The 23,148-nt window shown below is 62.1% G+C and carries 28 protein-coding genes; 16 read left to right on the top strand and 12 right to left on the bottom strand.

Annotation, left to right across the window (positions count from 1 at the left end; all coding sequences use genetic code 11):
- Position 1 precedes the first annotated feature (1 nt).
- The gene (locus tag ACMUVN_RS24270) at positions 2-1,039 is read right to left on the bottom strand and encodes a polysaccharide deacetylase family protein (RefSeq protein WP_414815538.1); all 1,038 of its coding nucleotides are present in this window, start codon (positions 1,037-1,039) and stop codon (positions 2-4) included.
- Positions 1,040-1,301: 262 nt separating this feature from the next.
- On the opposite strand from ACMUVN_RS24270, the gene ACMUVN_RS24265 reads away from it, so the two are divergent.
- Entirely contained in the window at positions 1,302-2,585 is a 1,284-nt protein-coding gene (locus ACMUVN_RS24265) for a D-alanyl-D-alanine carboxypeptidase family protein (RefSeq protein ID WP_028756244.1), read from the top strand.
- Between the two features lie 82 nt (positions 2,586-2,667).
- Positions 2,668-2,979, top strand: a complete 312-nt coding sequence (locus tag ACMUVN_RS24260) for a pyrophosphatase (protein WP_097595250.1) — start codon at positions 2,668-2,670, stop codon at positions 2,977-2,979.
- Here ACMUVN_RS24260 and maiA read toward each other — a convergent pair.
- From maiA to ACMUVN_RS24240, 4 genes are all read right to left on the bottom strand, one after another.
- A complete protein-coding gene (gene maiA / locus ACMUVN_RS24255) occupies positions 2,976-3,623 on the bottom strand; it encodes a maleylacetoacetate isomerase (RefSeq protein WP_028756246.1) in 648 nt (215 codons plus the stop codon). The two genes, ACMUVN_RS24260 and maiA, sit on opposite strands and share 4 nt — an antisense overlap.
- A 22-nt stretch (positions 3,624-3,645) precedes the next feature.
- Positions 3,646-4,137, bottom strand: a complete 492-nt coding sequence (locus ACMUVN_RS24250; protein WP_028756247.1) for a GNAT family N-acetyltransferase — start codon at positions 4,135-4,137, stop codon at positions 3,646-3,648.
- A 17-nt stretch (positions 4,138-4,154) separates the two neighbouring features.
- The gene (gene tldD, locus ACMUVN_RS24245; protein ID WP_029867862.1) at positions 4,155-5,570 is read right to left on the bottom strand and encodes a metalloprotease TldD; all 1,416 of its coding nucleotides are present in this window, start codon (positions 5,568-5,570) and stop codon (positions 4,155-4,157) included.
- Positions 5,571-5,646: 76 nt separating this feature from the next.
- Positions 5,647-6,306: an invasion associated locus B family protein gene (locus ACMUVN_RS24240; RefSeq protein ID WP_028756249.1), complete on the bottom strand. Its 660-nt coding sequence runs from the start codon at positions 6,304-6,306 to the stop codon at positions 5,647-5,649.
- A 316-nt stretch (positions 6,307-6,622) separates the two neighbouring features.
- Between ACMUVN_RS24240 and coxB the strand changes: the two genes are divergently transcribed.
- From coxB to ACMUVN_RS24210, 6 genes are all read left to right on the top strand, one after another.
- The gene (gene coxB, locus ACMUVN_RS24235; RefSeq protein WP_029867860.1) at positions 6,623-7,507 is read left to right on the top strand and encodes a cytochrome c oxidase subunit II; all 885 of its coding nucleotides are present in this window, start codon (positions 6,623-6,625) and stop codon (positions 7,505-7,507) included.
- 18 nt (positions 7,508-7,525) lie between these two features.
- Positions 7,526-9,226 (top strand): cytochrome c oxidase subunit I, encoded by a 1,701-nt coding sequence (gene ctaD, locus ACMUVN_RS24230; RefSeq protein WP_028757356.1) that lies wholly within the window; start codon positions 7,526-7,528, stop codon positions 9,224-9,226.
- 67 nt (positions 9,227-9,293) lie between these two features.
- Positions 9,294-10,244, top strand: coding sequence for a heme o synthase (locus ACMUVN_RS24225; protein ID WP_028757357.1), 951 nt, complete (start codon positions 9,294-9,296; stop codon positions 10,242-10,244).
- Positions 10,244-10,384, top strand: a complete 141-nt coding sequence (locus ACMUVN_RS24220; RefSeq protein ID WP_028755765.1) for a hypothetical protein — start codon at positions 10,244-10,246, stop codon at positions 10,382-10,384. The genes ACMUVN_RS24225 and ACMUVN_RS24220 overlap by 1 nt, the downstream gene beginning before the upstream one ends.
- The gene (locus ACMUVN_RS24215) at positions 10,381-10,989 is read left to right on the top strand and encodes a cytochrome c oxidase assembly protein (RefSeq protein WP_414815537.1); all 609 of its coding nucleotides are present in this window, start codon (positions 10,381-10,383) and stop codon (positions 10,987-10,989) included. The genes ACMUVN_RS24220 and ACMUVN_RS24215 overlap by 4 nt, the downstream gene beginning before the upstream one ends.
- 61 nt (positions 10,990-11,050) lie before the next feature.
- Positions 11,051-11,926 carry a cytochrome c oxidase subunit 3 gene (locus ACMUVN_RS24210; protein ID WP_063476466.1) on the top strand — a complete coding sequence of 292 codons (876 nt, stop codon included), beginning with the start codon at positions 11,051-11,053 and terminating at the stop codon, positions 11,924-11,926.
- 271 nt (positions 11,927-12,197) lie between these two features.
- Here the strand turns inward: ACMUVN_RS24210 and ACMUVN_RS24205 are convergent, their stop codons facing one another.
- Positions 12,198-12,839: a chloramphenicol phosphotransferase CPT family protein gene (locus ACMUVN_RS24205; RefSeq protein ID WP_028755762.1), complete on the bottom strand. Its 642-nt coding sequence runs from the start codon at positions 12,837-12,839 to the stop codon at positions 12,198-12,200.
- 134 nt (positions 12,840-12,973) lie between these two features.
- Here ACMUVN_RS24205 and ACMUVN_RS24200 point away from each other — a divergent pair, with 134 nt between their 5' ends.
- From ACMUVN_RS24200 to ACMUVN_RS24175, 6 genes are all read left to right on the top strand, one after another.
- On the top strand, positions 12,974-13,354 hold the full coding sequence (locus tag ACMUVN_RS24200) for a DUF983 domain-containing protein (protein WP_063476467.1): 381 nt from the start codon (positions 12,974-12,976) through the stop codon (positions 13,352-13,354).
- Positions 13,347-14,102: an SURF1 family protein gene (locus ACMUVN_RS24195; protein ID WP_097595246.1), complete on the top strand. Its 756-nt coding sequence runs from the start codon at positions 13,347-13,349 to the stop codon at positions 14,100-14,102. The genes ACMUVN_RS24200 and ACMUVN_RS24195 overlap by 8 nt, the downstream gene beginning before the upstream one ends.
- A gap of 77 nt (positions 14,103-14,179) precedes the next feature.
- Complete coding sequence (gene ispH / locus ACMUVN_RS24190; RefSeq protein WP_028755759.1) at positions 14,180-15,181, top strand: 4-hydroxy-3-methylbut-2-enyl diphosphate reductase; 1,002 nt, start codon at positions 14,180-14,182, stop codon at positions 15,179-15,181.
- Between the two features lie 71 nt (positions 15,182-15,252).
- Positions 15,253-16,218 carry a homoserine kinase gene (locus tag ACMUVN_RS24185; RefSeq protein WP_063476469.1) on the top strand — a complete coding sequence of 322 codons (966 nt, stop codon included), beginning with the start codon at positions 15,253-15,255 and terminating at the stop codon, positions 16,216-16,218.
- Positions 16,215-16,670 carry a ribonuclease HI gene (gene rnhA, locus ACMUVN_RS24180; RefSeq protein WP_028755757.1) on the top strand — a complete coding sequence of 152 codons (456 nt, stop codon included), beginning with the start codon at positions 16,215-16,217 and terminating at the stop codon, positions 16,668-16,670. The genes ACMUVN_RS24185 and rnhA overlap by 4 nt, the downstream gene beginning before the upstream one ends.
- 463 nt (positions 16,671-17,133) lie before the next feature.
- Positions 17,134-17,322, top strand: a complete 189-nt coding sequence (locus tag ACMUVN_RS24175; protein ID WP_183905845.1) for a hypothetical protein — start codon at positions 17,134-17,136, stop codon at positions 17,320-17,322.
- 214 nt (positions 17,323-17,536) lie between these two features.
- Here ACMUVN_RS24175 and ACMUVN_RS24170 read toward each other — a convergent pair whose 3' ends face one another.
- The 3 genes from ACMUVN_RS24170 to ACMUVN_RS24160 all read right to left on the bottom strand — a co-directional run bounded on the left by ACMUVN_RS24170 (position 17,537) and on the right by ACMUVN_RS24160 (position 19,649).
- Positions 17,537-18,607, bottom strand: coding sequence for a putative zinc-binding metallopeptidase (locus ACMUVN_RS24170; protein ID WP_414815536.1), 1,071 nt, complete (start codon positions 18,605-18,607; stop codon positions 17,537-17,539).
- 94 nt (positions 18,608-18,701) lie between these two features.
- Entirely contained in the window at positions 18,702-18,893 is a 192-nt protein-coding gene (locus ACMUVN_RS24165; protein WP_003546001.1) for a CsbD family protein, read from the bottom strand.
- Between the two features lie 150 nt (positions 18,894-19,043).
- Entirely contained in the window at positions 19,044-19,649 is a 606-nt protein-coding gene (locus ACMUVN_RS24160; RefSeq protein WP_028755755.1) for a YqgE/AlgH family protein, read from the bottom strand.
- Between the two features lie 141 nt (positions 19,650-19,790).
- On the opposite strand from ACMUVN_RS24160, the gene ACMUVN_RS24155 reads away from it, so the two are divergent.
- Together ACMUVN_RS24155 and ACMUVN_RS24150 are read left to right on the top strand one after the other, a co-directional pair.
- Entirely contained in the window at positions 19,791-20,642 is an 852-nt protein-coding gene (locus tag ACMUVN_RS24155) for a protein-disulfide reductase DsbD domain-containing protein (protein WP_414815535.1), read from the top strand.
- 117 nt (positions 20,643-20,759) lie between these two features.
- Positions 20,760-21,245: a peroxiredoxin gene (locus ACMUVN_RS24150; RefSeq protein ID WP_011650769.1), complete on the top strand. Its 486-nt coding sequence runs from the start codon at positions 20,760-20,762 to the stop codon at positions 21,243-21,245.
- Between the two features lie 247 nt (positions 21,246-21,492).
- On the opposite strand, the gene ACMUVN_RS24145 is transcribed toward ACMUVN_RS24150, so the two are convergent.
- The 3 genes from ACMUVN_RS24145 to ACMUVN_RS24135 all read right to left on the bottom strand — a co-directional run bounded on the left by ACMUVN_RS24145 (position 21,493) and on the right by ACMUVN_RS24135 (position 23,134).
- Positions 21,493-21,858: a DoxX family protein gene (locus ACMUVN_RS24145; RefSeq protein WP_414815534.1), complete on the bottom strand. Its 366-nt coding sequence runs from the start codon at positions 21,856-21,858 to the stop codon at positions 21,493-21,495.
- Between the two features lie 10 nt (positions 21,859-21,868).
- Positions 21,869-22,255, bottom strand: a complete 387-nt coding sequence (locus ACMUVN_RS24140; protein ID WP_414815533.1) for a nuclear transport factor 2 family protein — start codon at positions 22,253-22,255, stop codon at positions 21,869-21,871.
- A 144-nt stretch (positions 22,256-22,399) separates the two neighbouring features.
- Positions 22,400-23,134 carry an SDR family oxidoreductase gene (locus ACMUVN_RS24135; protein WP_127430498.1) on the bottom strand — a complete coding sequence of 245 codons (735 nt, stop codon included), beginning with the start codon at positions 23,132-23,134 and terminating at the stop codon, positions 22,400-22,402.
- Positions 23,135-23,148 lie beyond the last annotated feature (14 nt).

Below are 23,148 nucleotides of genomic sequence, written 5' to 3'. Positions count from 1 at the left end.
CTTACCTGCCCATCAGCTTCAGCGGGATCCCGGAGGCGAGCGCCGAGACGTAGCGCCGCTTCTGGTAGAAGCCGTTGAGCGAAAGGCGCGGGAGATAGCCGGTCAGCTGTGCTGCCGGCAGCCCGGGTTGCGTGGTGACCGCGAGGGTAAAGCCGAGATTGCGCGCAATGCGCGCCTCGCGGGCGGTCGCAGCCGCCGGCGTGCCGTAGGGATAGGCGATCGTATCGGGACGGATGCCGGTCACCGCCTCGACATAATCCGCCGAAACCTGCATTTCGATTCGCGCTTCGGCTTCCGGCAGGCGGGCGAGCGCGCGATGGCTGATCGTATGGGCGCCGAGGGATGCGAGCGGATGTGTCGCCAGCCATTGCAATTCGCCGGGACCCATCACCAGATCGCGGACGATATCCGTCGGCTCGATGCCGTTTTCCCGTGCCAGCATATCGATGGCGGCGACGGCGTGCGCCTCGTTGGAGCCGTGGATGTAAGCGGCGAAACGATCGAAGGCAGTCCATTGCTGCTGCGGGCTGTCGAGCCCCAGCCGCTCGCTGCCGCGGCCGAAATCGAAGCGGATTTCCGGTGCCCGGCGCAGGAGGATGGCGAGCGTCTCCCACCAGATACTGTGCGAGCCCTCGGCAAAACCCTTGGCGACGAATACCGTAAACGGCGCCTGATGCCGCGCGAACACCGGCAGCGCATGTTCCACATTGTTGCGGTATCCGTCGTCGAGCGTGAAGGCTGCGAACGGCGGCCCGCCCTCGGGTTCCGCCAAGAGCACCGGCACCTGATCGAGCGGCACGAAGCGATAGCCCTTCCGCCGCAACCGGCTGAGCGCCGAATCGAGAAAACGCGGGGTGATTTCGAGATGCGCATTCGGCGCGAAGGCTTGCGGTACATGCGGGCGGACATGGTGCAGCGTGAAGACGACGCCACGTCCGCGCGCTTCGCGCATCAGTCCGACAGCGGCGAGCAGCCAGGAAAGCTCGAGCCCGGCGCCGATCGCCGCGCGTTTTGCCAACCGCTTGAATTGTCCCGTCATGCGCCGTCCGTCCCTTGCCTTTGCGGGAACCTAGCAGCGGCGACTTAAGCCTTGCTGAATCCCGATTCGGCACGGGTCTTTGATTTCTTGTTAACCAAGGCGATGAAAAGACTAGAAAAATGATAGGCGTTGCCTCAAAGTCGCGCCAAACTTACGGCTTCTGTCACATTACGGCACAAATGCCGGTCCTGTCGCGGATCAACGTTTGAAGGGCCAGCGCATCATGGGCCAGCGTCAGGGGCAAGCAGATGAGGGGAAGTGTATGAGAAAGCTTTTGGCGGCTGTTTTGACCGTAACGCTTGCCGTTTCGGCGCCGCTTGCAGCCCTTGCCGGCAACGCTTCGCTGATCCTCGATGCCCGCACAGGCAAGGTTCTCGCCGCTGAAAACGCCGATACGCTGAACCATCCGGCCTCGCTGACGAAGATGATGACGCTCTATCTCACCTTCGAGGCGCTGAAACGCGGCAAGATCGCCTGGGATACTCCGATCACAATGTCGAAATATGCCGCCGCCCGGCCGCCGACCAAGCTTGGCGTCAAGGCCGGCGGCACGATCACCGTGCGCGAGGCGGTCTATGGCATGATCGTCAAATCCGCCAATGATGCCGCCTCCGCCATGGGCGAGAAGCTCGCCGGCTCTGAAAGCGCTTTTGCCCGGATGATGACGGCCAAGGCCCGCCAGCTCGGCATGAGCCGCACCGTCTTCGTCAACGCCTCCGGCCTGCCGGACGGCCGTCAGGTCACCACGGCGCGCGACATGTCGACGCTCGCCGTCGCGCTGATGAAGAATTATCCGAACGAATACCGCCTGTTTTCGGCGGCAAGCTTCAATTTCCGCGGCCGCACCGTGCGCGGCCACAACAATCTCATGTACCGCTACCAGGGCATGGACGGCATCAAGACGGGCTACACCAACGCCTCCGGCTTCAACCTCGTCAGCGCCGTCAAGGACGGCAACCGCCGCGTGGTCGGCGTCGTGCTCGGCGGCCGCACCGCCCGCAGCCGCGACGCCAAGATGGCTGGTTTGCTCGACCGTTACCTCGGCCGTGCCTCCTCTTCCGGCGGCGCCAAGCTGGTGGCGAGCGTCGGCGCCAAGGAGGCTGTCGAAGTCGCGTCCGCCGCCGACGATTCCGATGTTCCGGTGCCGCTCAACGCACCGCGGCCGGCCGATGATCTCGGGGCCAAGAGCCTGGCTTATGCCGACGACGCCGTCGTGCCGCTGGAGCGTCCGGTCGCGATGGAGGAGATCCTGAACGCCGGCAAGACGCCGAAGACATCGGCAGAGAGGGCCGATGGCGACTGGCAAATCCAGATCTCGGCTGCTCCCAGCGCCGATGCGGCGCGTGCGCTTCTCGCCCAGGCGCAGTCGGAAGGCGGCGCGCCGCTCGTTTCCGCCTCGCCCTATACCGAGGCGGTCGGGCAGGGGGCCAACAGGATCTATCGCGCCCGCTTCGTCGGCTTCGCCAGCAAGGATGCCGCCGTCTCGGCCTGCGATGCACTGAGACAGCGCTCCTATGACTGCATGCTGCTGCCGGACCACAGCTGATCGCCGCGACACCACTGCGACAATTCACCCTGGACAAGCAACGGGAATCAGCGTCTCCTCCGTAAACAAAAGGAGAACATCCATGTTGCGTCGTCTCGCCGACCAGTTCGAAATCTCATCCTCTGTTCACGTCGCTGCCAACAACATCGAGCGCGATGCCGACTGGTTCCTGCTGAAACTGCAGGAGGAAATGGGTGAACTGACCCAGGCATGGAACCGGCTGACTGGCCGCGGCCGTGCGAAAGGCCGCTCTCCTGAAGACATGCAGCGCGACCTGGCCGACGAGACCGCCGACGTTCTCGGCCATCTTCTGCTGTTTGCCCGCCACAACGATCTCGATCTTGCCGCCGCGATCGAACGCAAGTGGCTGTTTCGGCCGGGCAACACGTTTTAAGAGGGATCGTCTATCTTCGGAAAATCCGGCTGCGCCTCCGGCCTTGCCGACCGGAAGGCTTCAAGCGTCACGCAGCGCTGTTCGACCGCAAGCAGCAGCGGATAGGGCGAAAGATCATGGCCGAGACGGCGGGCATTGCTCATCTGCGGAATGAGATGCAGGTCGGCCCAGCCCGGACGATCGCCGAAACAGAAGGGCGACGAGACCTTGCGCTGTCTGAGCGTCTCTTCGAGCGCGGTAAAGCCGAGGCCCAGCCAGCGCGCGAGCCACCGTTTCACCTCGGCTTCGCCAGCGCTGAGTTCATCGCGCAGGAAATGCCGGACGCGCTGAACTGTCAGAGCGTGCATTTCCGCAGCGATATGGGCGGCAAAACCTCTCGCCTCGGCGCGCAGTGCGGGATCCTCGGGCAGGAGGCTCGGGTCGGGATAGGCCTCCTCGATATAGGAGAGGATCGCTGACGACTGCGGCACGACACGGCCGTCGCCGATATCGAGTGCCGGCAGCAGCCCCTGCGGATTGAGTCTGTGATACTCTCCGGGCTCAAGCGAACTCACCGGAACGTAACGATAGGAAATGCCCTTGAGGTTGAGGGCGATCCGCACCCGTTCACCCGCCGAATTCTGCCATCGCGAGATCAGCAGCATCATTACCGTCCCAAAGCTGGAGTCAGCCGACCTTATATCGGTAGAATTTGCTGTCCACCGCCATCAGCGGAAAGGAGCGGGGCAGAGCGCTCTTGGCAATCTCGCTAAAGCCGTTCTTCTCGTAAAAACGATGCGCGGCGACGAACTTGTCCGTCGTGCCGAGGAAGATATCGGTGATGCCGGCATCCCTGGCGTGAGCGATCAGGCGATCGAGGAGCAGCGCCGCCACGCCGTGTTCGCGGCCGCGAACCTCGGCTGAGACGAACATCTTGCGCAGCGCCGCCTGGTTGTTGCCGATATCCTTCAGCCCGACCGTGCCGACGATGGCGCCGTCCTTGACGGCGACCCAGAACTGCCCTTTGCCGGACTGGTAGAAATCCGGGATGACCCTGAGATCCGGCTGCGCATCCGCGGTGATGTCGATGCCGAATTCCTCGCGCTGGATCGGCAGGATCACCGAAAGCACGGCATCGGCGTCATCTGATGTGAAGGTTCTGATTTCGATGTCCGCCATCTGAGAATCCTTTCGCCTCAGGTCTGCGTGCCGCCGACCGTCACCTGATCCATGCGCAGATGCGGCTGGCCGACGCCGACGGGAACCCATTGGCCGGCCTTGCCGCAATTGCCGATACCGGTATCGAGCTTCATGTCGTTGCCGATCATCGACACCCGTTTCATTGCATCCGGTCCGTTGCCGATCAGCATGGCGCCCTTGATCGGCGCGCCGACCTTGCCGTTCTCGATCAGATAGGCCTCGGTGCAGCCGAAGACGAACTTGCCGGAGGTGATATCCACCTGGCCGCCGCCGAAGGAGACGGCATAGATGCCCTTCTTCACCGAGGCGATGATCTCCTCGGGCGTCTTGTCGCCACCGAGCATATAGGTGTTGGTCATGCGCGGCATCGGCACATGCGCATAGCCCTGGCGGCGGCCGTTGCCGGTGGGCGCCATACCCATCAGCCGGGCATTCTGCCGATCCTGCATGTAGCCGACGAGCTTGCCGTTTTCGATCAGCACGTTGTAGGCCGACGGCGTGCCCTCGTCGTCGATGGTGATCGAGCCGCGGCGGTTGTCGATCGTGCCGTCGTCGACGACGGTGACGCCGGGCGCGGCGACCATCTGGCCGAGAAGGCCTGAAAAGGCCGACGTCTTCTTGCGGTTGAAATCGCCTTCCAGCCCGTGACCGACCGCCTCGTGCAGCATGACGCCCGGCCAGCCGGAGCCGAGCACGACGTCCATCGTGCCCGCCGGCGCATCGATCGCCTCGAGATTGACGAGCGCCTGGCGCAGCGCCTCGTCGGCGCCATATTGCCAGCTGCCCTCGGCGATGAAGTCACCGAAGCCGATGCGCCCGCCATGGCCGTAGGAGCCGCTCTCCTGCCGCTCGCCTTCGCCGACCATCACCGAAATGTTGATGCGCGTCATCGGCCTGATGTCGCGCACGCGGTGCCCGTCAGCGCGCAGGATATCGACGACCTGCCAGCTGGCGGCGACCGAGGCCGTCACCTGCCGCACCTTATCGTCCTTGCCCCTGAGATAGGCGTCGATGTCCTGCAGGACCTTGACCTTTTCCTCGAAGCTCGGCTGGCCGATCGGGTTCTCGTCGCTGTAGAATTTCTTGTTGGTGCCCTGGGGTGCGGCGGCATAGGAGCCGGAATAGCCGCGCGTCACCGCGCCGACCGCATCGGCCGCCCGCTTCAGCGCTGCCACCGACAGATCGCCGGCATGCGCGTAACCCACAGCTTCGCCGGCAACGGCGCGCAGGCCGAAACCCTGTTCGGTGTTGAAGCTGCCGCCCTTCAGCCGGCCATTGTCGAAGGTCAGCGCTTCCGCCTGCGCATGCTCAATGAACAGTTCGCCGTCATCGGCGCCGGACAGCGCCTCGGCCACATGCTTGCGCATCGTCGCTTCATCGGCATCGAAAAGCGTCAGGAGATCGGTGGTCATGTCTTGTGCTCCGCTGAAGAGCAGGAGTGCTCATAGCCGATGTAGGTCTGTTGGATAGTCCGAGCAAGCCCCGGCCTCAGGGCAGGGCGTCGAAGCCTTCGGCGAAGCCCTTGAGGTCGACCGGGATGCCGATGCCTTCTTCCGGGGTCTGGAAGACGATGAAGGTTGCCTGGGCGCCGCTGCGGAAGGTCTTGAGCAGTTCGTCCTCGAGCACGACCTCGGCATAACAGCCATCGGCGAAGCAGCGGACGAAATAGGCGCGGCCGATATCCTTGCCGTCGACATTGAGCCCGAGGCCGTTCGGCAGCAGCACGCCGAGCGGCGCGAGCACGCGGAGAATCTTCGACTTGCGGTCGGCCGTCTTCAAGACGACGACGGAAAGCCCGACTTCCGGACGATCCTCGGCGATGACGTTCTGCATCAGCGCGCATTGTTCGGTCGCAGCCCCGGCCGGCTTGTCGCAGACCACAGACCATGCGCCGTGATTGGACTTCACCGTGCCCGGCGCCTGTGGCTGCGTCTGGCCGGGCGTCACCTGTTCGATATTCGGCTTGGCGGCATTCGGCTGTTGCGGCGCGGGGGCAGGGGCCGGCGCGGCAGCGGGCGGCTTGGCCTGTGACGGCGTGGGTTGCTGTGCGAAAACGGGCGTCGTCGCTGCGGCCGCGATGCTGGCAGTCACGAGAAGCGACTGCACGAGGGAACGGAAACCCATGGAAACCTCTGGATATCGAATCATTGCGGCTATTGTTGAAGCTGCCCACCAAAAATGAAAAGCCCCACCCCGTGAAAACCGGGGGACTGCGGCGGAAATTGGACCTTTCCGAAATAATGTGCGGCGCGCGGATTGGCCGGAAAGCCGATTTTTCATATGCTGATGAAAAACTTGGGATGTTTTGCCGTTCAGGGCTGCCTACACTTTGAGCAAAAATGCCGCATAGACAATTGCTCTGACCTGTTGCGGCAAATGCCAAACTGTGGTTTGAAGCGCTGAAGATGGCAAGGATTCTGCGTTCTATTTTGCAGGTCAAGCGCTCGAGGGAGATAATAAGGTGATGAAGAAGGCTTATGCAGCCCTGACCACGCTGGTCTGTCTGCTTTTTGCTTCCGGCACATATGCCGACCAGCCAACGCCGTGGCAGGCAACGCTGCAGCCGGCGGCAACGCCGATCATGCGGGAAATCCACTGGTTCGAACAATATACCCTGTGGTTTATCGTTCCGATCACGCTCTTCGTTCTGGTCCTGCTCATCGTCGTCTGCGTCAAGTTCCGCGCCAGCGCGAACCCGGTTCCCTCGAAGACGAGCCACAATACGCTGATCGAGGTTGCCTGGACCGTGGGGCCGGTCCTGGTGCTGCTTCTTCTCGCCATTCCTTCGTTCAACCTGCTGACGGCGCAGCTGACGCTGCCTGAAAATCCCGACGTCACCATCAAGGCGACCGCCACCCAGTGGCAGTGGAACTATGAATATGAAGGCTCGGGCGAAAGCCCGCTCGCTTTCGATTCCTACCTCCTGAAGGATCAGGACCGCGCGAGCGCCGGCAAGGAAGACAAGTCGATCTATCCCAGGCTTCTCGCCGTCGATAACGAGCTGGTCCTGCCGGTCAACAAGACGGTCCGCGTTCTCGTGACCTCGGCGCCGACCGACGTCATCCACGCTTTCGCCATGCCGTCCTTCGGCGTCAAGATCGATGCCGTGCCGGGCCGTCTGAACGAGACCTGGTTCAGGGCCGAGCGCGAAGGCCTGTTCTATGGCCAGTGTTCCGAGCTCTGCGGCAAGGACCATGCGTTCATGCCGATCGCCATCCGCGTCGTCTCCGAGGACAAGTACAAGCAGTGGCTGACCACGGCCGCCAGCGACCTGCCCGGCGCCTACAAGACACTCATGGCCGCAACCGATGGTCCCGCAAAGACCCTCGACGTTGCCGAAGCACAGTAATTAAAGGGGATCGGGACAATGGCTGGACCTTCCGCTCACGACGATCATTCTCATGATCACGCCCACCACGACCACGCGCATGACGATCACCATGATCACGGGCACAAGCCGAGCTTTGCCAATCGCTGGCTGTTCTCGACCAACCACAAGGACATCGGCACGCTCTACCTGATCTTCGCGATCATTGCCGGCATCATCGGCGGCGCGCTGTCGGTTGCCATGCGCATGGAGCTGCAGGAGCCGGGCATCCAGATCTTCCACGGCCTGGCCTCGATGGTCTACGGCTATGAAGGCGATGCCGCGATCGACGGCGCCAAGCAGATGTTCAACATGTTCACCACAGCGCACGCGCTGATCATGATCTTCTTCATGGTCATGCCGGCGATGATCGGTGGTTTCGCCAACTGGATGGTGCCGATCATGATCGGCGCGCCCGACATGGCCTTCCCGCGCCTGAACAACATCTCCTTCTGGCTGATCGTTCCCGCCTTCGCGCTGCTGCTGCTGTCGATGTTCGTCGAAGGCCCGGCAGGCGCCTATGGCACGGGCGGCGGCTGGACGATGTATCCGCCGCTGGCGACAAGCGGCACGCCGGGACCGGCGGTCGACCTTGCGATCTTCGCGCTCCACATTGCCGGCGCCTCGTCGATCCTCGGTGCGATCAACTTCATCACCACGATCCTCAACATGCGCGCTCCGGGCATGACGCTGCACAAGATGCCGCTGTTTGCCTGGTCCGTGCTGATCACCGCCTTCCTGCTGCTGCTGTCGCTGCCGGTTCTGGCCGGCGGCATCACCATGCTGCTCACCGACCGCAACTTCGGCACCTCCTTCTTCTCTCCGGAAGGCGGCGGCGACCCGATCCTTTACCAGCACCTGTTCTGGTTCTTCGGTCACCCCGAGGTCTACATCCTCATCCTGCCGGGCTTCGGCATGATCAGCCACATCATCTCGACCTTCTCGAAGAAGCCGATCTTCGGCTATCTCGGCATGGCCTACGCCATGGTCGCGATCGGCGCCGTCGGCTTCGTCGTCTGGGCCCACCACATGTACACGGTCGGCCTGTCGCTCGACGCGCAGCGCTACTTCGTCTTCGCCACGATGGTCATCGCCGTTCCGACGGGCGTGAAGATCTTCTCCTGGATCGCGACGATGTGGGGCGGCTCGATCTCGTTCCGCACGCCGATGCTCTGGGCGATCGGCTTCATCTTCCTGTTCACGGTCGGCGGCGTCACCGGCGTCCAGCTTGCCAATGCCGGTCTCGACCGCTCGCTGCATGACACCTATTACGTCGTGGCCCACTTCCACTACGTTCTGTCGCTCGGCGCCGTCTTCGCGATCTTCGCCGGCTGGTACTACTGGTTCCCGAAGATGACCGGCTACATGTACAACGAGTTCGTCGGCAAGCTGCACTTCTGGATCATGTTCATCGGCGTCAACCTGGTGTTCTTCCCGCAGCACTTCCTCGGCCTCGCCGGCATGCCACGCCGCTACATCGATTATCCGGATGCCTTTGCCGGCTGGAACTATGTGTCCTCCATCGGCTCCTACATCTCGGCCTTCGGTGTGCTGATCTTCCTCTACGGCGTCTTCGAAGCCTTCGCCAAGAAGCGCGTCGCCGGCGACAATCCGTGGGGTGAGGGTGCGACGACGCTCGAATGGCAGCTGCCTTCGCCGCCGCCCTATCACCAGTGGGAACAGCTTCCGCGCATCAAGTAATTTGCGCGGACATCAGGACGCCGCATTCGATACGGCGTCCTGATCTTGAGACATGCAGGACGGAATGATGACGGTCATCGACAATCACGGGGCGCTTGCAAAGGACGGCGAATTGTCGGAAGCGAGTGCGCGCGATTATTTCGAATTGTTGAAGCCACGGGTGATGTCGCTCGTGGTCTTCACTGCCTTTGCCGGTCTTGTGCTGGCGCCAGGCCATATCCATCCCGTCCTCGGCCTGATCGCCATTCTCTGTATCGCCGTCGGCGCCGGCGCCTCCGGGGCGCTGAACATGTGGTATGACGCCGATATCGACGCCGTCATGAGCCGCACCGCCAACCGTCCGATCCCGGCCGGCCGCATCGCGCCGTCGGAGGCGCTCGCGTTCGGCCTGGTGCTCTCGGGCTTTTCGGTGGTGATCCTCGGCCTGGCCGTCAACTGGCTCTCGGCCGGCATCCTCGCCTTCACCATCTTCTTCTACGCCGTCATCTACACCATGTGGCTGAAGCGCTCGACGCCGCAGAACATCGTCATCGGCGGCGCCGCCGGCGCCTTCCCGCCGATGATCGGCTGGGCCTGCGTGACCAACAGCGTGACGATCGAGAGCACCGTGCTCTTCATGATCATCTTCCTGTGGACGCCGGCGCATTTCTGGGCGCTTGCCCTCTTCAAGATGCGCGATTACGAAGCCGTCGGCGTGCCGATGCTGCCGAATGTCGCCGGCGAGCGGGTGACCAAGCATCAGATTGTCGCCTATGCGGTGCTGACCGCCATCTGCGCAGTCTTGCCGACCGTCCTCGGTTTCGCGAGCCTCGGCTATGGCTTCGTCGCTGCGGCGCTCGGCGCGATCTTCATATACTGTTCCATCGCCGTCTGGCGCATGCCCGACGGCGATCTGAAGATGATCCCGGCGAAGAAGCTCTTCGGCTTCTCGATCTTCTATCTCTTCGCCGTGTTCTCCGCCTTGATGATCGACCGGCTGGCTTCGGTGCTGGTCTCGCATGCGGGAGGTTGGTTCTGATGGAAATGGTCAAGCTGACGGAAGCGCAGCGCAAGTCGCGCCGCAACCGCAACGTCGCCCTCGGGCTGGTGCTTGCCGGCCTCGTCATTCTCTTCTACGCGATCACCATCGTGAAGATCGGCGGGGGAATGGCTGGATGAGCGAAAACGCCGGTACACCGAAGAAGCAGGGCCGCAACAACGGCGCCGTCGTGATGATGTGCCTGAGCTTCGTCTTCGGCATGGGGGCGATGAGCTATGCCGCCGTACCGCTCTACCGCATCTTCTGCCAGGTGACCGGTTATAACGGCACGACCCAGCGCGTCGACCAGGTGTCGAGCGTCGTGCTCGACCGCACCATGCGCGTTACCTTCGACGCCAATGTCGCGCCCGGCCTGCAGTGGGACTTCAAACCGGTCGAGCGTGAGGTCAATCCGAAGATCGGCGAGACCATTCAGGTGAATTTCACCGCCGAGAATCGCTCGAACGAAACCCAGCGCGGCCAGGCGGTGTTCAACGTCACCCCGGGCGAGGCAGGCGTCTATTTCAACAAGGTGCAATGTTTCTGCTTTACGGAAACGGACCTGAAGCCGGGCGAGAAGCTCGACATGCCGGTGGTGTTCTACATCGATCCTGACATCGTCAAGGCGGTGGAATCCAAGAACATCCATACGGTGACGCTGTCATATACGTTCTACCCGAAAGAGGGTCCGAAGCCGGTGGCTTCGCATGAGGGTGGAGCGGAGAAGATTGAAAAGAAACTTTGATCAAGGCTCGTTTCCGGCTATGCCGGGAGCGGAGTGAAGGAAGACATCCGGGGATAGCTACATGGCCGATGCTCATCAGAAGAATCACGACTATCACATCATCGATCCGAGCCCGTGGCCGATTCTCGCCTCGCTCGGCGCCTTCATCATGGCGATCGGCGGCGTCTGCTACATGCGCTACCTGAACGGCGGTTCGTTCAAGGTCGCCGGTGCGGAGCTTGCCAATCCCTGGCTTTTCTATATCGGCTTCGCGCTGGTCATCTATGTCATGTACGGCTGGTGGGCCGATACGGTGAAGGAAGCCCATGATGGCGCCCACACCCGCGTCGTCTCGCTGCACCTGCGCTACGGCATGATCATGTTCATCGCTTCGGAAGTGATGTTCTTCGTTGCCTGGTTCTGGGCCTATTTCGACGCCAGCCTCTATCCGAACGAAGCGATCCAGGCCTCGCGCCTGCTTTACACCGGTGGCGTCTGGCCGCCGAAGGGCATCGAGGTCCTCGATCCCTGGCACCTGCCGATCTACAACACGGTCATTCTGCTGCTCTCGGGCACGACGGTCACCTGGGCGCACCATGCGCTGCTGCACAACGACCGCAAGGGCCTGGTCCAGGGCCTGACGCTGACGGTGCTGCTTGGTATCTTCTTCTCCAGCGTCCAGGCTTACGAATATGCCCACGCGCCTTTCGACTTCAAGAATTCGATCTACGGCGCGACCTTCTTCATGGCGACCGGCTTCCACGGTTTCCACGTTCTGGTCGGCACGATCTTCTTGGCTGTCTGCCTGATCCGCGCGCTGCGCGGCGACTTCACCCCGAAGCAGCATTTCGGCTTCGAGGCAGCCGCCTGGTACTGGCACTTCGTCGACGTCGTCTGGCTGTTCCTGTTCTTCTGCATCTACGTCTGGGGCGGCTGGGGCGCTCCGGTCGCCGGCTGATCGGAACGATATTTGAGAAAAGGCGGGCCCGGTGCCCGCCTTTTTTTGGTGGACTTCGTTTTTGCTTGGCCCCGTGCCGCGGCTGTTCGGTTCGCGCGGGTGGCTGCCCCTCACCCTAACCCTCGCCCCGTTTACGCGAGGGGACGTGCCAAACGCAGGGTTGAGATTGAGGGAGGTCGGTGCGGCATGGTCCCTTCGCCCCGTTTACGGGGAGAAGGTGCCGGCAGGCGGATGAGGGGCTGGCATCGGCGCGCGCCCGCTCACCATCGCCTCAGCGCGCCCCGGCGATCCGTTCGAAGGCCGAAGGTTCGGGAATGCCGAGATCCAGCTGATGGCGGATCGCCTCGGCGCATTCGAGCGGTGTCAGCACTGACGTATCGACCTCCATATCGTAGATGCCGGGCCGATGCACCTCGTCCTGCCAGCGTTGCACTGGTTCTGGAATGGGCACTTCCTCCGTGGCCCTGAGATAAAGCGTCTCGCGCCCTTCCTGGGCAGTTTCGCGCCGCTGCATGATTGTCTCGATCGGACAGCGCACGCCGACGAACAGCACGGGAAAATCCTCCAGTCGCCGGGCGCAATCGGCAAGAATGCCGAGCGGCTTGGTATAGCTGTCATGGTGGCCGAGATCGGCGATGACATTGAGGCCGAACCCGGCATGGATGGCGATCGACTCGTAGAGGGCGGCATAGAGGAACGGCACCAGCTCTTCGAGGTCCGGCCGTTCGCCGCCCGGCCTGAGGCCGATGCCGGGCAGATAGCGCTTCGGTGTCATGGCATTGTAGCTGTCAACGCCGAGGTTGATCCACGGCCCGTCGAAATGTTCCTGGACTGCGCGCGCAATGCTGGATTTTCCGCTTCGCGGCGCGCCGTTCAGGATGATGATCTGTGCGGAGTGGCTATCGTTAGTCATCAGTCTTCTTCTGTTTGGCGCGAATCGCTGAGGCGAAAAAGCGCAGGCATTTCCCTTCGTCCTGCGAATAATTTATGGGAGAGTTAAGGCAGCGTCGAAAAAGCCGCGGCCGCAAGGTTACGCAAAGGAATGGCATGAACGAGGACAGCGCCCATTTTCCCCCCGTCGATCCGGTGAAAACCGGCATCAAGGGCTGCTGCCCGCGCTGCGGCGAGGGCAAGCTGTTCGATGGCCTGTTGGCGCTGAAGCCGCGCTGCGCCGCCTGCGGCCTCGATTATTCCTTCGCCGATTCCGGTGACGGCCCGGCCGTCTTCGTCATCCTCATCGTCGGCTTCATCATCATCGGCATGGTGCTGTGGCTGCAGGTGAATTACGGGCCGCCGATCTGGGTGCATATCATGCTCTTCGGCCCGCTGACGATCATCCTGTCGCTGCTGACGCTGCGCTGGTTCAAGGGCATCCTGATCGCCATGCAATACCGTCATAATGCCCGCGAAGGACGCCTGAGTGATTGATATCGACCATGCCGCCCCGCGCCGCCGGCTGCCTGTGGCAACCGGCATCCTGGTGCTGATCGCGCTTGCCATCCTGATTTCGCTCGGCACCTGGCAGGTGGAACGCCTCCATTGGAAGGAGGGCCTGCTTGCCGATATCGCCGAACGGCAGGTCGCAGCACCCGTGCCGCTGGCCGATATCGAGGCGATGGCGGCTGCAAGTGGCGATATCGAATACCGCAAGGTCACCGCCACCGGCCGCTATATCAACAACAAGGAGCGGCACTTCTTCGCCACCTGGCGCGGCCAGACCGGCTATTACATCTATACCCCGCTGGAGCTTGCCGATGGGCGCGCGCTCTTCGTCAATCGCGGCTTCGTTCCCTTCGAGAACAAGGAGCCGGAAATGCGCATGCAGGGCCAACTGACGGACCAGCAGACCGTCACCGGCCTGGCGCGCCAAAAGCTTCCCGGCAAACCGTCCTGGGTGGTGCCCGACAACGACGTCGCCAAGAACATCTTCTACTGGAAGGATCTCGACGTCATGGCGGAGAGCGTCGGGCTGGACAAGGCCCGCGTCATTCCCTTTTTCGTCGATGCCGATTCCACCCCGAATCCGGCCGGCCTGCCGATCGGCGGCGTCACCCAGGTCGACCTGCCGAACGACCACCTGCAATATGCCTTCACCTGGTACGGGCTCGCCGCCGTGCTCGTCGTCGTGGTGGCGATTTCCTGGTTCCGCAGGGGGAGCAAGGCACCCCCGCAATAGTATCGCTTCAATTCCTGGCCATATTGGGCTAGAGGTCCCTTATTCCCATGCGGGACGGAATTCTTGACGGAACAGACATGAATATTGCGGCGAAACCTCCTTTGACGATCAGGCTCTGCGGCCCGCGCGGCTTCTGCGCCGGCGTCGACCGCGCCATCCAGATCGTCGTGCTGGCGCTGAAATCCTATGGCGCGCCGGTCTATGTGCGTCACGAGATCGTCCACAATCGTTATGTGGTCGAAGGGCTGGAGGCCAAGGGCGCCGTCTTCGTCGAGGAACTGGACGAAATCCCGGCCGAACATCGCGCCCAGCCGGTGGTCTTCTCCGCCCATGGCGTGCCGAAATCCGTGCCCGAGGATGCGACAAGCCGCAACCTCTTCTATCTCGACGCCACCTGCCCGCTGGTCTCCAAGGTCCACAAGCAGGCGATGCGCCACAATCGCCTCGGCCGCCATGTCGTCCTGATCGGCCATGCCGGCCATCCCGAGGTGATCGGCACGATGGGGCAACTGCCGGAGGGCTCGGTGTCGCTGATCGAGACGATCGAGGATGCCGACGCCTATACGCCTGCCGATCCCGACAATCTCGGCTATGTCACCCAGACGACGCTGTCGGTCGACGATACGGCCGGCGTCATCACCCGCCTGCATGAGCGCTTCCCGAACCTGACGGCGCCGGCGGCCGATTCGATCTGTTATGCGACGACCAACCGCCAGGAAGTGGTGAAGCAGGCGGCCCCCGGCTGCGATCTCTTCATCATCGTCGGCGCCCCGAATTCGTCCAATTCCAAACGCCTCGTCGAAGTGGCGCTGAGGGCAGGGGCGAAGAAATCGATCCTCGTGCAGCGCGCCGCCGAGCTCGACTGGGATGAGATCGGCGCGATCTCGACGCTCGGCCTTTCCGCCGGCGCCTCCGCCCCGGAGGTCATCGTCAACGAGATCATCGAGGCCTTCCGCGCCCGCTTCGACGCCCGTGTCGAACTTGCCGAGACGGTACAGGAAAACGAACATTTCCTCGTCAACCGCGAACTGCGCAGCATCGAGCTGACGACGGCCGACATGGCCTTCGTCAACGGCTAGATCGAGCCTTGTCGCAGCCCGGCCAGTCGGTCGGGCAATCCAATATCAACAATGCAAAGACGAGACCTCACTTGGCAGTCTATACCGATATCGCCGAAGACGATCTGAAATGGTTCCTGACGGAATATGACGCAGGCACGCTGCTATCCTACAAGGGCATCGCCGAAGGCGTCGAAAACTCCAACTTCCTGCTTCACACTTCCAAGGACCCGCTGATCCTGACGCTCTATGAAAAGCGTGTGGAAAAGACCGACCTGCCTTTCTTCCTCGGCCTGATGCAGCATCTCTCCGCCCGCGGTCTGTCCTGCCCACTGCCGCTGCCGCGCCGCGACGGCGCGCTGCTCGGCTCGCTGTCCGGCCGTCCGGCGGCACTGATCTCCTTCCTCGAAGGCATGTGGCTGAGAAAACCGGAGGCCAAGCACTGCCGCGAGGTCGGCCGGGCGCTGGCCGAAATGCATGTGGCGGGCGATGGTTTCGAGCTGAAGCGGGCGAATGCGCTGTCGATCGACGGCTGGCGGGGGCTCTGGGAGAAATCCGAGGCGCGCGCCGACGAGGTCGAGCCCGGCCTGCAGACCGAGATCCGCAGCGAACTCGATTTCCTCTCGGCCGCCTGGCCGCAGAGCCTGCCTGCCGGCGTCATCCATGCCGACCTCTTTCCCGATAACGTCTTCTTCCTCGGCGATGAGCTCTCCGGCCTGATCGATTTCTATTTCGCCTGCAACGACCTGCTCGCCTATGACGTTTCGATCTGCCTGAATGCCTGGTGCTTCGAGAAGGATGGCGCCTATAACATCACCAAGGGCACGGCGATGCTTGCGGGTTACCAGAGCGTCCGGCCGCTGAGCGAGGCCGAGATAGCTGCCTTGCCGGTGCTGTCGCGCGGCTCGGCGCTGCGCTTCTTCCTGACCAGGCTCTATGACTGGCTGACGACGCCCGAAGGCGCCATGGTCACCAAGAAGGACCCGCTCGAATATCTCCGCAAGCTGCGCTTCCACCGCCAGATCAAGTCGCCGGCCGAATACGGATTGAGCCTATGAAACACGTCGATATCTTCACCGACGGCGCATGCTCCGGCAATCCCGGCCCCGGCGGCTGGGGCGCCGTGCTGCGGTATGGCGATGTCGAAAAGGAGCTTTGCGGCGGCGAGGCGGATACGACCAACAACCGCATGGAGCTGCTGGCGGCAATTTCGGCGCTATCGGCCTTGAAGACGCCTTGCGAGGTCGATCTCTATACCGACAGCGCCTATGTCAAGGACGGCATCTCCAAGTGGATTTTCGGCTGGAAGAAAAACGGCTGGAAGACCGCGGACAAGAAGCCGGTGAAGAATGCCGAGCTCTGGCAGGCGCTTGAGGAAGCCCGCAGCCGCCACAAGGTGACGCTGCACTGGGTCAAGGGCCACGCCGGCCACCCCGAAAACGAACGCGCCGACGAACTCGCCCGCCGCGGCATGGAGCCGTTCAAGAAGGGCAAGGCGGTTTCGTTTTAGCCTGGCACGGCAGATATTGATTCGCGTTGCCAAGACATCCGATTCGCGCCAGTCGGCCCATTTTGTCGTCAAGACTCCACGCGAAACATACAGAAAACTTACGATAGGGACTAATGCTCACAGGAAAAATGCAGCGTTAACAAACCGTTAGCAGTATCCCTGTAACAGCCTGATTCCATACAGATTTCGGGCGTAGGAAGTCAATAGAAACAGCCGCTTAGCGCAGGCTTTAGACAGCCGTGCCCGTAAGCATCCGTTGACGATGCTCGCTGTTTACACTCATATTTCCTTCGCCTGCGTTCGCGGGTCGATACGACAAAGGCCGGGGTTGCAGCCCCGGCCTCGTGTCGAATGTACCGGATGCCTCGGTCGGCAAAACGGATCACCCCTAACACCCCGAAGATACGCGGGGAGGCTGGTCTGTCAAGCCGATCGAGGTTCCTAACCCAAAAGGAACTCGAAAATGAAGCATATATATCGTCTCACTCTCGATGATGCCGTGCAGGTCTGGCTCGCAAGATGGAGCGGCGCGTACCAGCACGAAATCGCCGCGCGCTTTAGCGTCAATCAGGGCCGCGTTAATGAGGTTCTCAAGGGCAAGCGCCACTCCGGCAGCGAGCAGATCGCTCGGGAAAAGCGAGACCTTCATTGATTTAAGGGGCGTCTCGCGCCCCCTTAAGCTTGAAGACCTCCGCCGGAACTGTCAAACCTTCCGGCGGAGGGTAGCTGTTGGCAATACGTCAAGACAGATTGCTCGGACGCTCGATATTCCGAGCCAAAGTATAGTAGGGCCACATTCAATTGCTCTCATTGCGGCGTGCGCGCCAACCCGTGACGGTCGATTTGGCAACTGGCAAGAACACCTCCTACTGCGCCGTCCCCGCGCCCTGGATCAGCCGGTGCAGATATTCAAGCTTGGCCACGACAGGTGAAGACAGCACGAAGGGGTAGGAGTCCGGCTGGCCCATGCTGCGCTGGATGGCGTTGATCGCGAGGCTCAGCGGCACCCAGGCGCTGACCAGCTGTTCGGCGCTTCTGGCCCTATAGGGGATGAAATCCACCTCGCCTGATATTTCCTCATGGCCGCGCGGATCGATCGCGATGCCGAAGGCGCGGGCCGTTTCCAGCGTATCGACGATATGGAGGTAATGGGCGAAGCATTCGGCGAAATCTTCCCAGGGGTGCGACGCCGCATAGGCGCTGATGAAATTGTCCTGCCATCCCAGGGGGGCGCCGCCGGCATAATGGCTCTGCAGGGCTGCGGCATAATCCTGCCGTTCGTCGCCGAAGACGGCGCGGAAATCGGCAAGGTCGCCGCGATCGCGCACCAGCTTGTTCCAGATGAAATGGCCGGCCTCATGGCGGAAATGGCCGAGCAGGGTGCGATAGGGTTCGTTCATCGAGCTGCGCGCCTGTTCGCGCGTCGCATCGTCGGCCTCCGCGGCACGGATGGTGATCAGGCCTTCCTCGTGGCCGGTCATAGCAGGCACGACATAGCCGTTGCTCTCGATCGAATCCTCGAGGAAATCGAAGACCAGGCCGCCCTGCGGGTCTTGCGCCCGATCGGGATGCGGCAGCCTCCAGCGCAAGAGCGAATAAAACAGATGGCGCTGCGCCTGGCTGATGCGCCGCCAGCGGTCGATGCCGTCCTGGGTGTCGGTGTTCGGCACCAGCCGGTTATGGCGGCAGGCCACGCAGAATTCGCTGTTCCCATCGCCGTCCACCAGCCAGTTGCAGATGTCGAGGCCGGCATTGGCGCAGAAGCTGACCTCACGCTCGGGATCGGAAACCAGCTGCCAGAGGATCTCGTCGCGCGGCTCCAGCGCATGCATGGCGAGATCGCCGGACAGAAAGCCGAGGCGATGATTGCAGCGCACGCAGTGACGATTGTCGAAGTGGACGACCTGATCGCAATTGTCGCAGGCAAAAAGCTTCATCGTGTCTATCTCTGCAAAGCATTGGCGTGGGGGATTAAAAATGCCTGCCGCGCGAGGGCGCAGCAGGCATGGTGATAAAGGATGAGCGTCTGGCTCAGAGCCGGTCGACGGCGCCCTTGAGCTTGTCCTTGACCTTGCCGGTTGCGACCTGGCCCTTGCCCTTGGCTTCCTGGACGGCGCCCTTGGCCTGCATTTCGCGATCGTCCGTGGCCTTGCCGACGGCCTGCTTGGTCTTGCCGGCAATTTCGTTTGCCTTACCGGAAATCTTGTCGCTGGTGCTACCCATATGTGATGTCTCCTTGGTCGGCATGGGCCTCTTGCCCATGCTTGCCGAAATGAAACGTCACTTGCGGCTATTCGTTCCCACTGGCGCGAACCAGCTATTTTCTCAGGCGGGCTGCTTCTCAGGCCAACTGCTTCTCAGGCCAAGTGCTTTTCAGGCATGCCCGGCTTCAGCCGAAAGCATGGCGGCGGTCACGCCCATGCCGGCGAGCGCCCGCTCGTATTTGTCGTCGAGACTGCGGTCGAAGATCAGTTCCTCATTGGCCGGGCAGGTGAGCCAGCCATTGTTGACGACTTCGCTTTCCAGCTGGCCGGCTGCCCAGGAGGAATAGCCGAGCAGCATCGTCGCCCGCGTCGGCCCGTTGCCCTTGGAGATGGCGCGCACGATGTCGAGCGTCGCCGTCAGGCAGATATCGTCGCTGACGGGGATCGAGGAGTCGCTGGCATAATCGTCCGAATGCAGCACAAAGCCGCGGCCGCTCTCCACCGGGCCGCCGGTCTGGATCGGGAAGTCGCGGGCGCGCTTCGGCAGCACGATCGAATCTTCCTGCTTGATCATGTCGAGATGCTGCAGCACATCGGTGAAGGTGAGGCTCTGAGGACGGTTGATGACGAAGCCCATGGCGCCGGCATCCGAATGCGCGCAGATGTAAATCACGGTGCGCGCAAAATTGCGGTCTTCCATGCCGGGCATGGCGATGAGGAACTGGCCATCGAAGAAGCCACGTTCCCGTCTGTTCTTCAGCGTCGATAAGGACATCGTTCCTCCTGCTGCCAGACCGCACCAAGGCCTCGACAAGAGAAACATGGGCCAATGTCACACATCAATCAACTGAAAATGAAGATTTAAATCGCCGCGACTTCTGGCGGTCAAACACCGCTTTCGGTAAACCTTTGTTCCATGATGATTATTTCCTCAGTCCCGCGCGGTTTTTTGATTGCGGTCGTTTCGGCGGTCGCAGCACTTGTGCCGTTTTCTTCGGTTCATGCGGAAATGAGCGGCTGGGCGGAGAACGAAGGCGGCCGCATGCGCCTGGTGGCGCTTGCGCCCGATGCCGGCGGCAAAATCCGCGCAGCGCTTCAGATCGAGCCGAAACCCGGCTGGATCACCTATTGGAAAGAGCCCGGCGGCAACGGCATTCCGCCCCAGCTCACCATCGCGGCGGAAAGCGGCGTCACGCTCGATGCCATCGCCTATCCCGTTCCGAAACATTTTTTCAACGGCGCGATCGAGGATATTGCCTATGATGCGCCGGTGACGCTGCCGCTTTCGCTGAGCGCGGCCGGTAAAGGCCCGGTCGAGATCGATGCCGGCGCCTTCATCGGTATCTGCAAGGATATCTGCATTCCCTTCCAGGCGAATTTTCAGCTGAAGCTCGGCCCGGCCATGCAGTCGCGTCCGCAAGAGGAGGCGATCCTCCAGGCCGCCGATGCGAGCCTGCCGAAGCCGCCATCGGCGGATTTCGACGTGACCGCGCATGCGATGTCACCGGACAGGAAGACGCTATCGCTGACGCTGGTTTTGCCGAGTGAGGGGCCGAGCGACGGGAAAGCCGCCCCCGATATCATCGTCACCGGCCCGAGCGGCTATGCCTTCACCAAGCAGATCGGCGGCAAACGCGACGGCGCCACTTTCAAGGTCGATGTATCCATCGGCAAGCTGCCGAAGGATTACGACATATCGGGCAAGCGCTGGGGCGTGCTGGTGATCGATGGCGCAAGGGCGATGGAGACGACTCTTGCCTTTGAATGACTGGTCTTGCCTTTGAATGACCGGGTCTTATAGTCGCCGCAGGACCCCCGCGGCGGCCGCCGCCAAGGCAGAACCCCAAAGCCACAACCCCCAAAACCGAAACCCAAGGAGAAGACCATGACCATCGCGATCGGCGACAAGCTTCCTGCCGCCACCTTCAAGGAAAAGACGGCCGACGGCCCGGTCGAAATCACCACCGATCAGCTCTTCGCCGGCAAGCGCGTCGTGCTCTTTGCCGTGCCGGGCGCCTTTACGCCCACCTGCTCGCTGAACCACCTGCCGGGTTATCTCGAAAACCGCGACACCATCCTCGGCAAGGGCGTCGATGACATCGCCGTTGTCGCCGTCAACGACTGGCACGTGATGGGCGCCTGGGCGCAATCATCAGGCGGTATGGGCAAGATCCATTTCCTCGCCGATTGGGATGCCGGCTTCACCAAGGCCGTCGGCCTCGACGCCGACCTCTCCGCCGGCGGCCTCGGCCTCCGCTCCAAGCGTTATTCGATGCTGGTCGAGGACGGCGTGGTGAAAGCCCTCAACGTCGAGGAAAGCCCCGGCCAGGCAACCGTCTCGGGCGCTGCCGCGATGCTGGAACAGCTGTAAGCGTTTGAACAAGATCTGCCCCTCACCCTCTCCCCGTAAAAACGGGGCGAGGGGACGTGCCCTGCAACAGCGAGGTGGGAACCGAGAGGTTGCGGCTATCCCCCCTTCGCCCCGCCTGCGGGGAGAGGTTGCGGCAGCCGGATGACGGGCACGCGCCGATGGCAGGTTTGGAGAAACGCGCCTCCCGGAGCGTCGCATCCTTAAGCATCATGACAGATGAAGGCGGCCGTTCGGTCGCCTTTTTCGACTATGCAAGCGTCACCGGCTTCCGCCGAGCCGTCAAACGAGCGACGAGCCCGCAAAGACCCAGCACCACCAAGGGCGGAATTCCATGCGCATATTCGCCATGCAAGAGAACCGTCGCCACAGCCGCCAGCATCACGGCACTCCCGAGCAGGGAACCGTAGAGGCGCAATGGTTTGACGATGAGCATGACCGCTGCGGTCAATTCGCAGACGGCGGTCAGATAGTGGAAGCTTTCCGGATAACCCCACCGGGCGTAGTCCGCGGCAATTTCGGGGCTGACGAAGGTGTTGCCATAGGCGCCGATGAAGAAGAAGGCTGCAAGCAGCCAGGCAATGACGTTTGCCAGGGATAGGTTGACGACAGACATCGGCGCGATCTCAACGCGGTGCTTGCAGAGCGAGAATGCGGCTCGACAAACGCCAGCCCTCCGGCGTCCGCCGCAGCCGGTCGGTATAGGTCACGCTCGCCACCGCCCCATTCGACAACAGGCCGAGCCCCTTCGAGACGGCGGTGATCTCGTCGCCCGCGCCTTCCTGAACATACACATTCGTCGTGTGATGGGCCTTGGCATGGCCCTCCTGGCTGGCCATATGGCAGATCGCTGCAATGCCCGTGACCGGCGCAAAGCCGAAAACGCTCGAGTCGAAATATGCATCCTCGGTAAAGACTTCACCGAACCTGTCCCATGCATGGTTGTCGACGAGGTGGGCCCAGAGCGAGAGGATTTGGTTGATCTCGACGATGTCATCCGTCGTTGGTTTCATGTCTCATGGTCCTTGAAAGGGGATGGGAGCGAATTCGCTGTCGCGGGCGAAAAGGCGGATGCCCCGTCCTCGGGACGCCACATCCGCCGTGTCGGCTGAACGGTGGTGCGCATGCCGGGCCGTCAAGCGCCCGGCCGCGGGCCGTTACCAGTTGATCGGGCCATTGGTGTTGAAAAACTGGCCGGTGGGTCCGGCGTCATCCAGCAAAGCATATTTGACCGGTGCCCGAACGCCGTCTTCGATCGTGATGTAGCCGCCGCCTCTGTTCAATTCGGTCATGACATAACCGGGGCAGACGGCATTCACCTTGATCGGCGTATCTTTCAGCTCAAGGGCAAGCTGCACGGTCAGCATGTTGACCGCCGCCTTGGAGGCGGCATAGCCAAGCCATTTGACATCGGGGGACGGATTGTTTGCATCGCCCGTCCACCAGAGCGAACCCACGCTGCTGGAAAGGTTGACGATGCGGCCACTGGCCGCCTTGCGGATCAGCGGCAACAGTTTCTGGGTCACGATCACCATTCCGATGAAATTGACCTCATAGGATTCACGCAGGGTTTCGATGGAGGCGACGCTGGGGAAATCGTCGGTGTCGAGCAGCAGGATTCCCGCATTGTTGATCAGGATGTCGAGCCTGCCGAACCGCTCGCCGATCGAAGAGGCGGCAGCGTCGACCGTATCAGGGCGGTTGAGATCGATCTCGATCGCCTCGACCGCCAAGCCCTCCGCACGCAATGTTTCGGCCTTTGCCCGCCCGGCTGCAAGATCGCGTGCGCCGAGAAGGACGAACACGCCTTCACGGCCGAGCTGGCGAGCCGTTTCGAAACCAAGGCCGCGGGTCGCGCCGGTGACGAGCGCGATCTTTTGATATGTGGACATTTTATCTCCCGAGC

This window comes from Rhizobium sp. IY2 (assembly GCF_047532935.1).
GTDB classification, from domain to species: Bacteria; Pseudomonadota; Alphaproteobacteria; order Rhizobiales; family Rhizobiaceae; genus Rhizobium; species Rhizobium anhuiense.
Note: the sequence above shows the minus strand (reverse complement) of the source record. Positions and strands in the feature narration are given on the sequence as shown.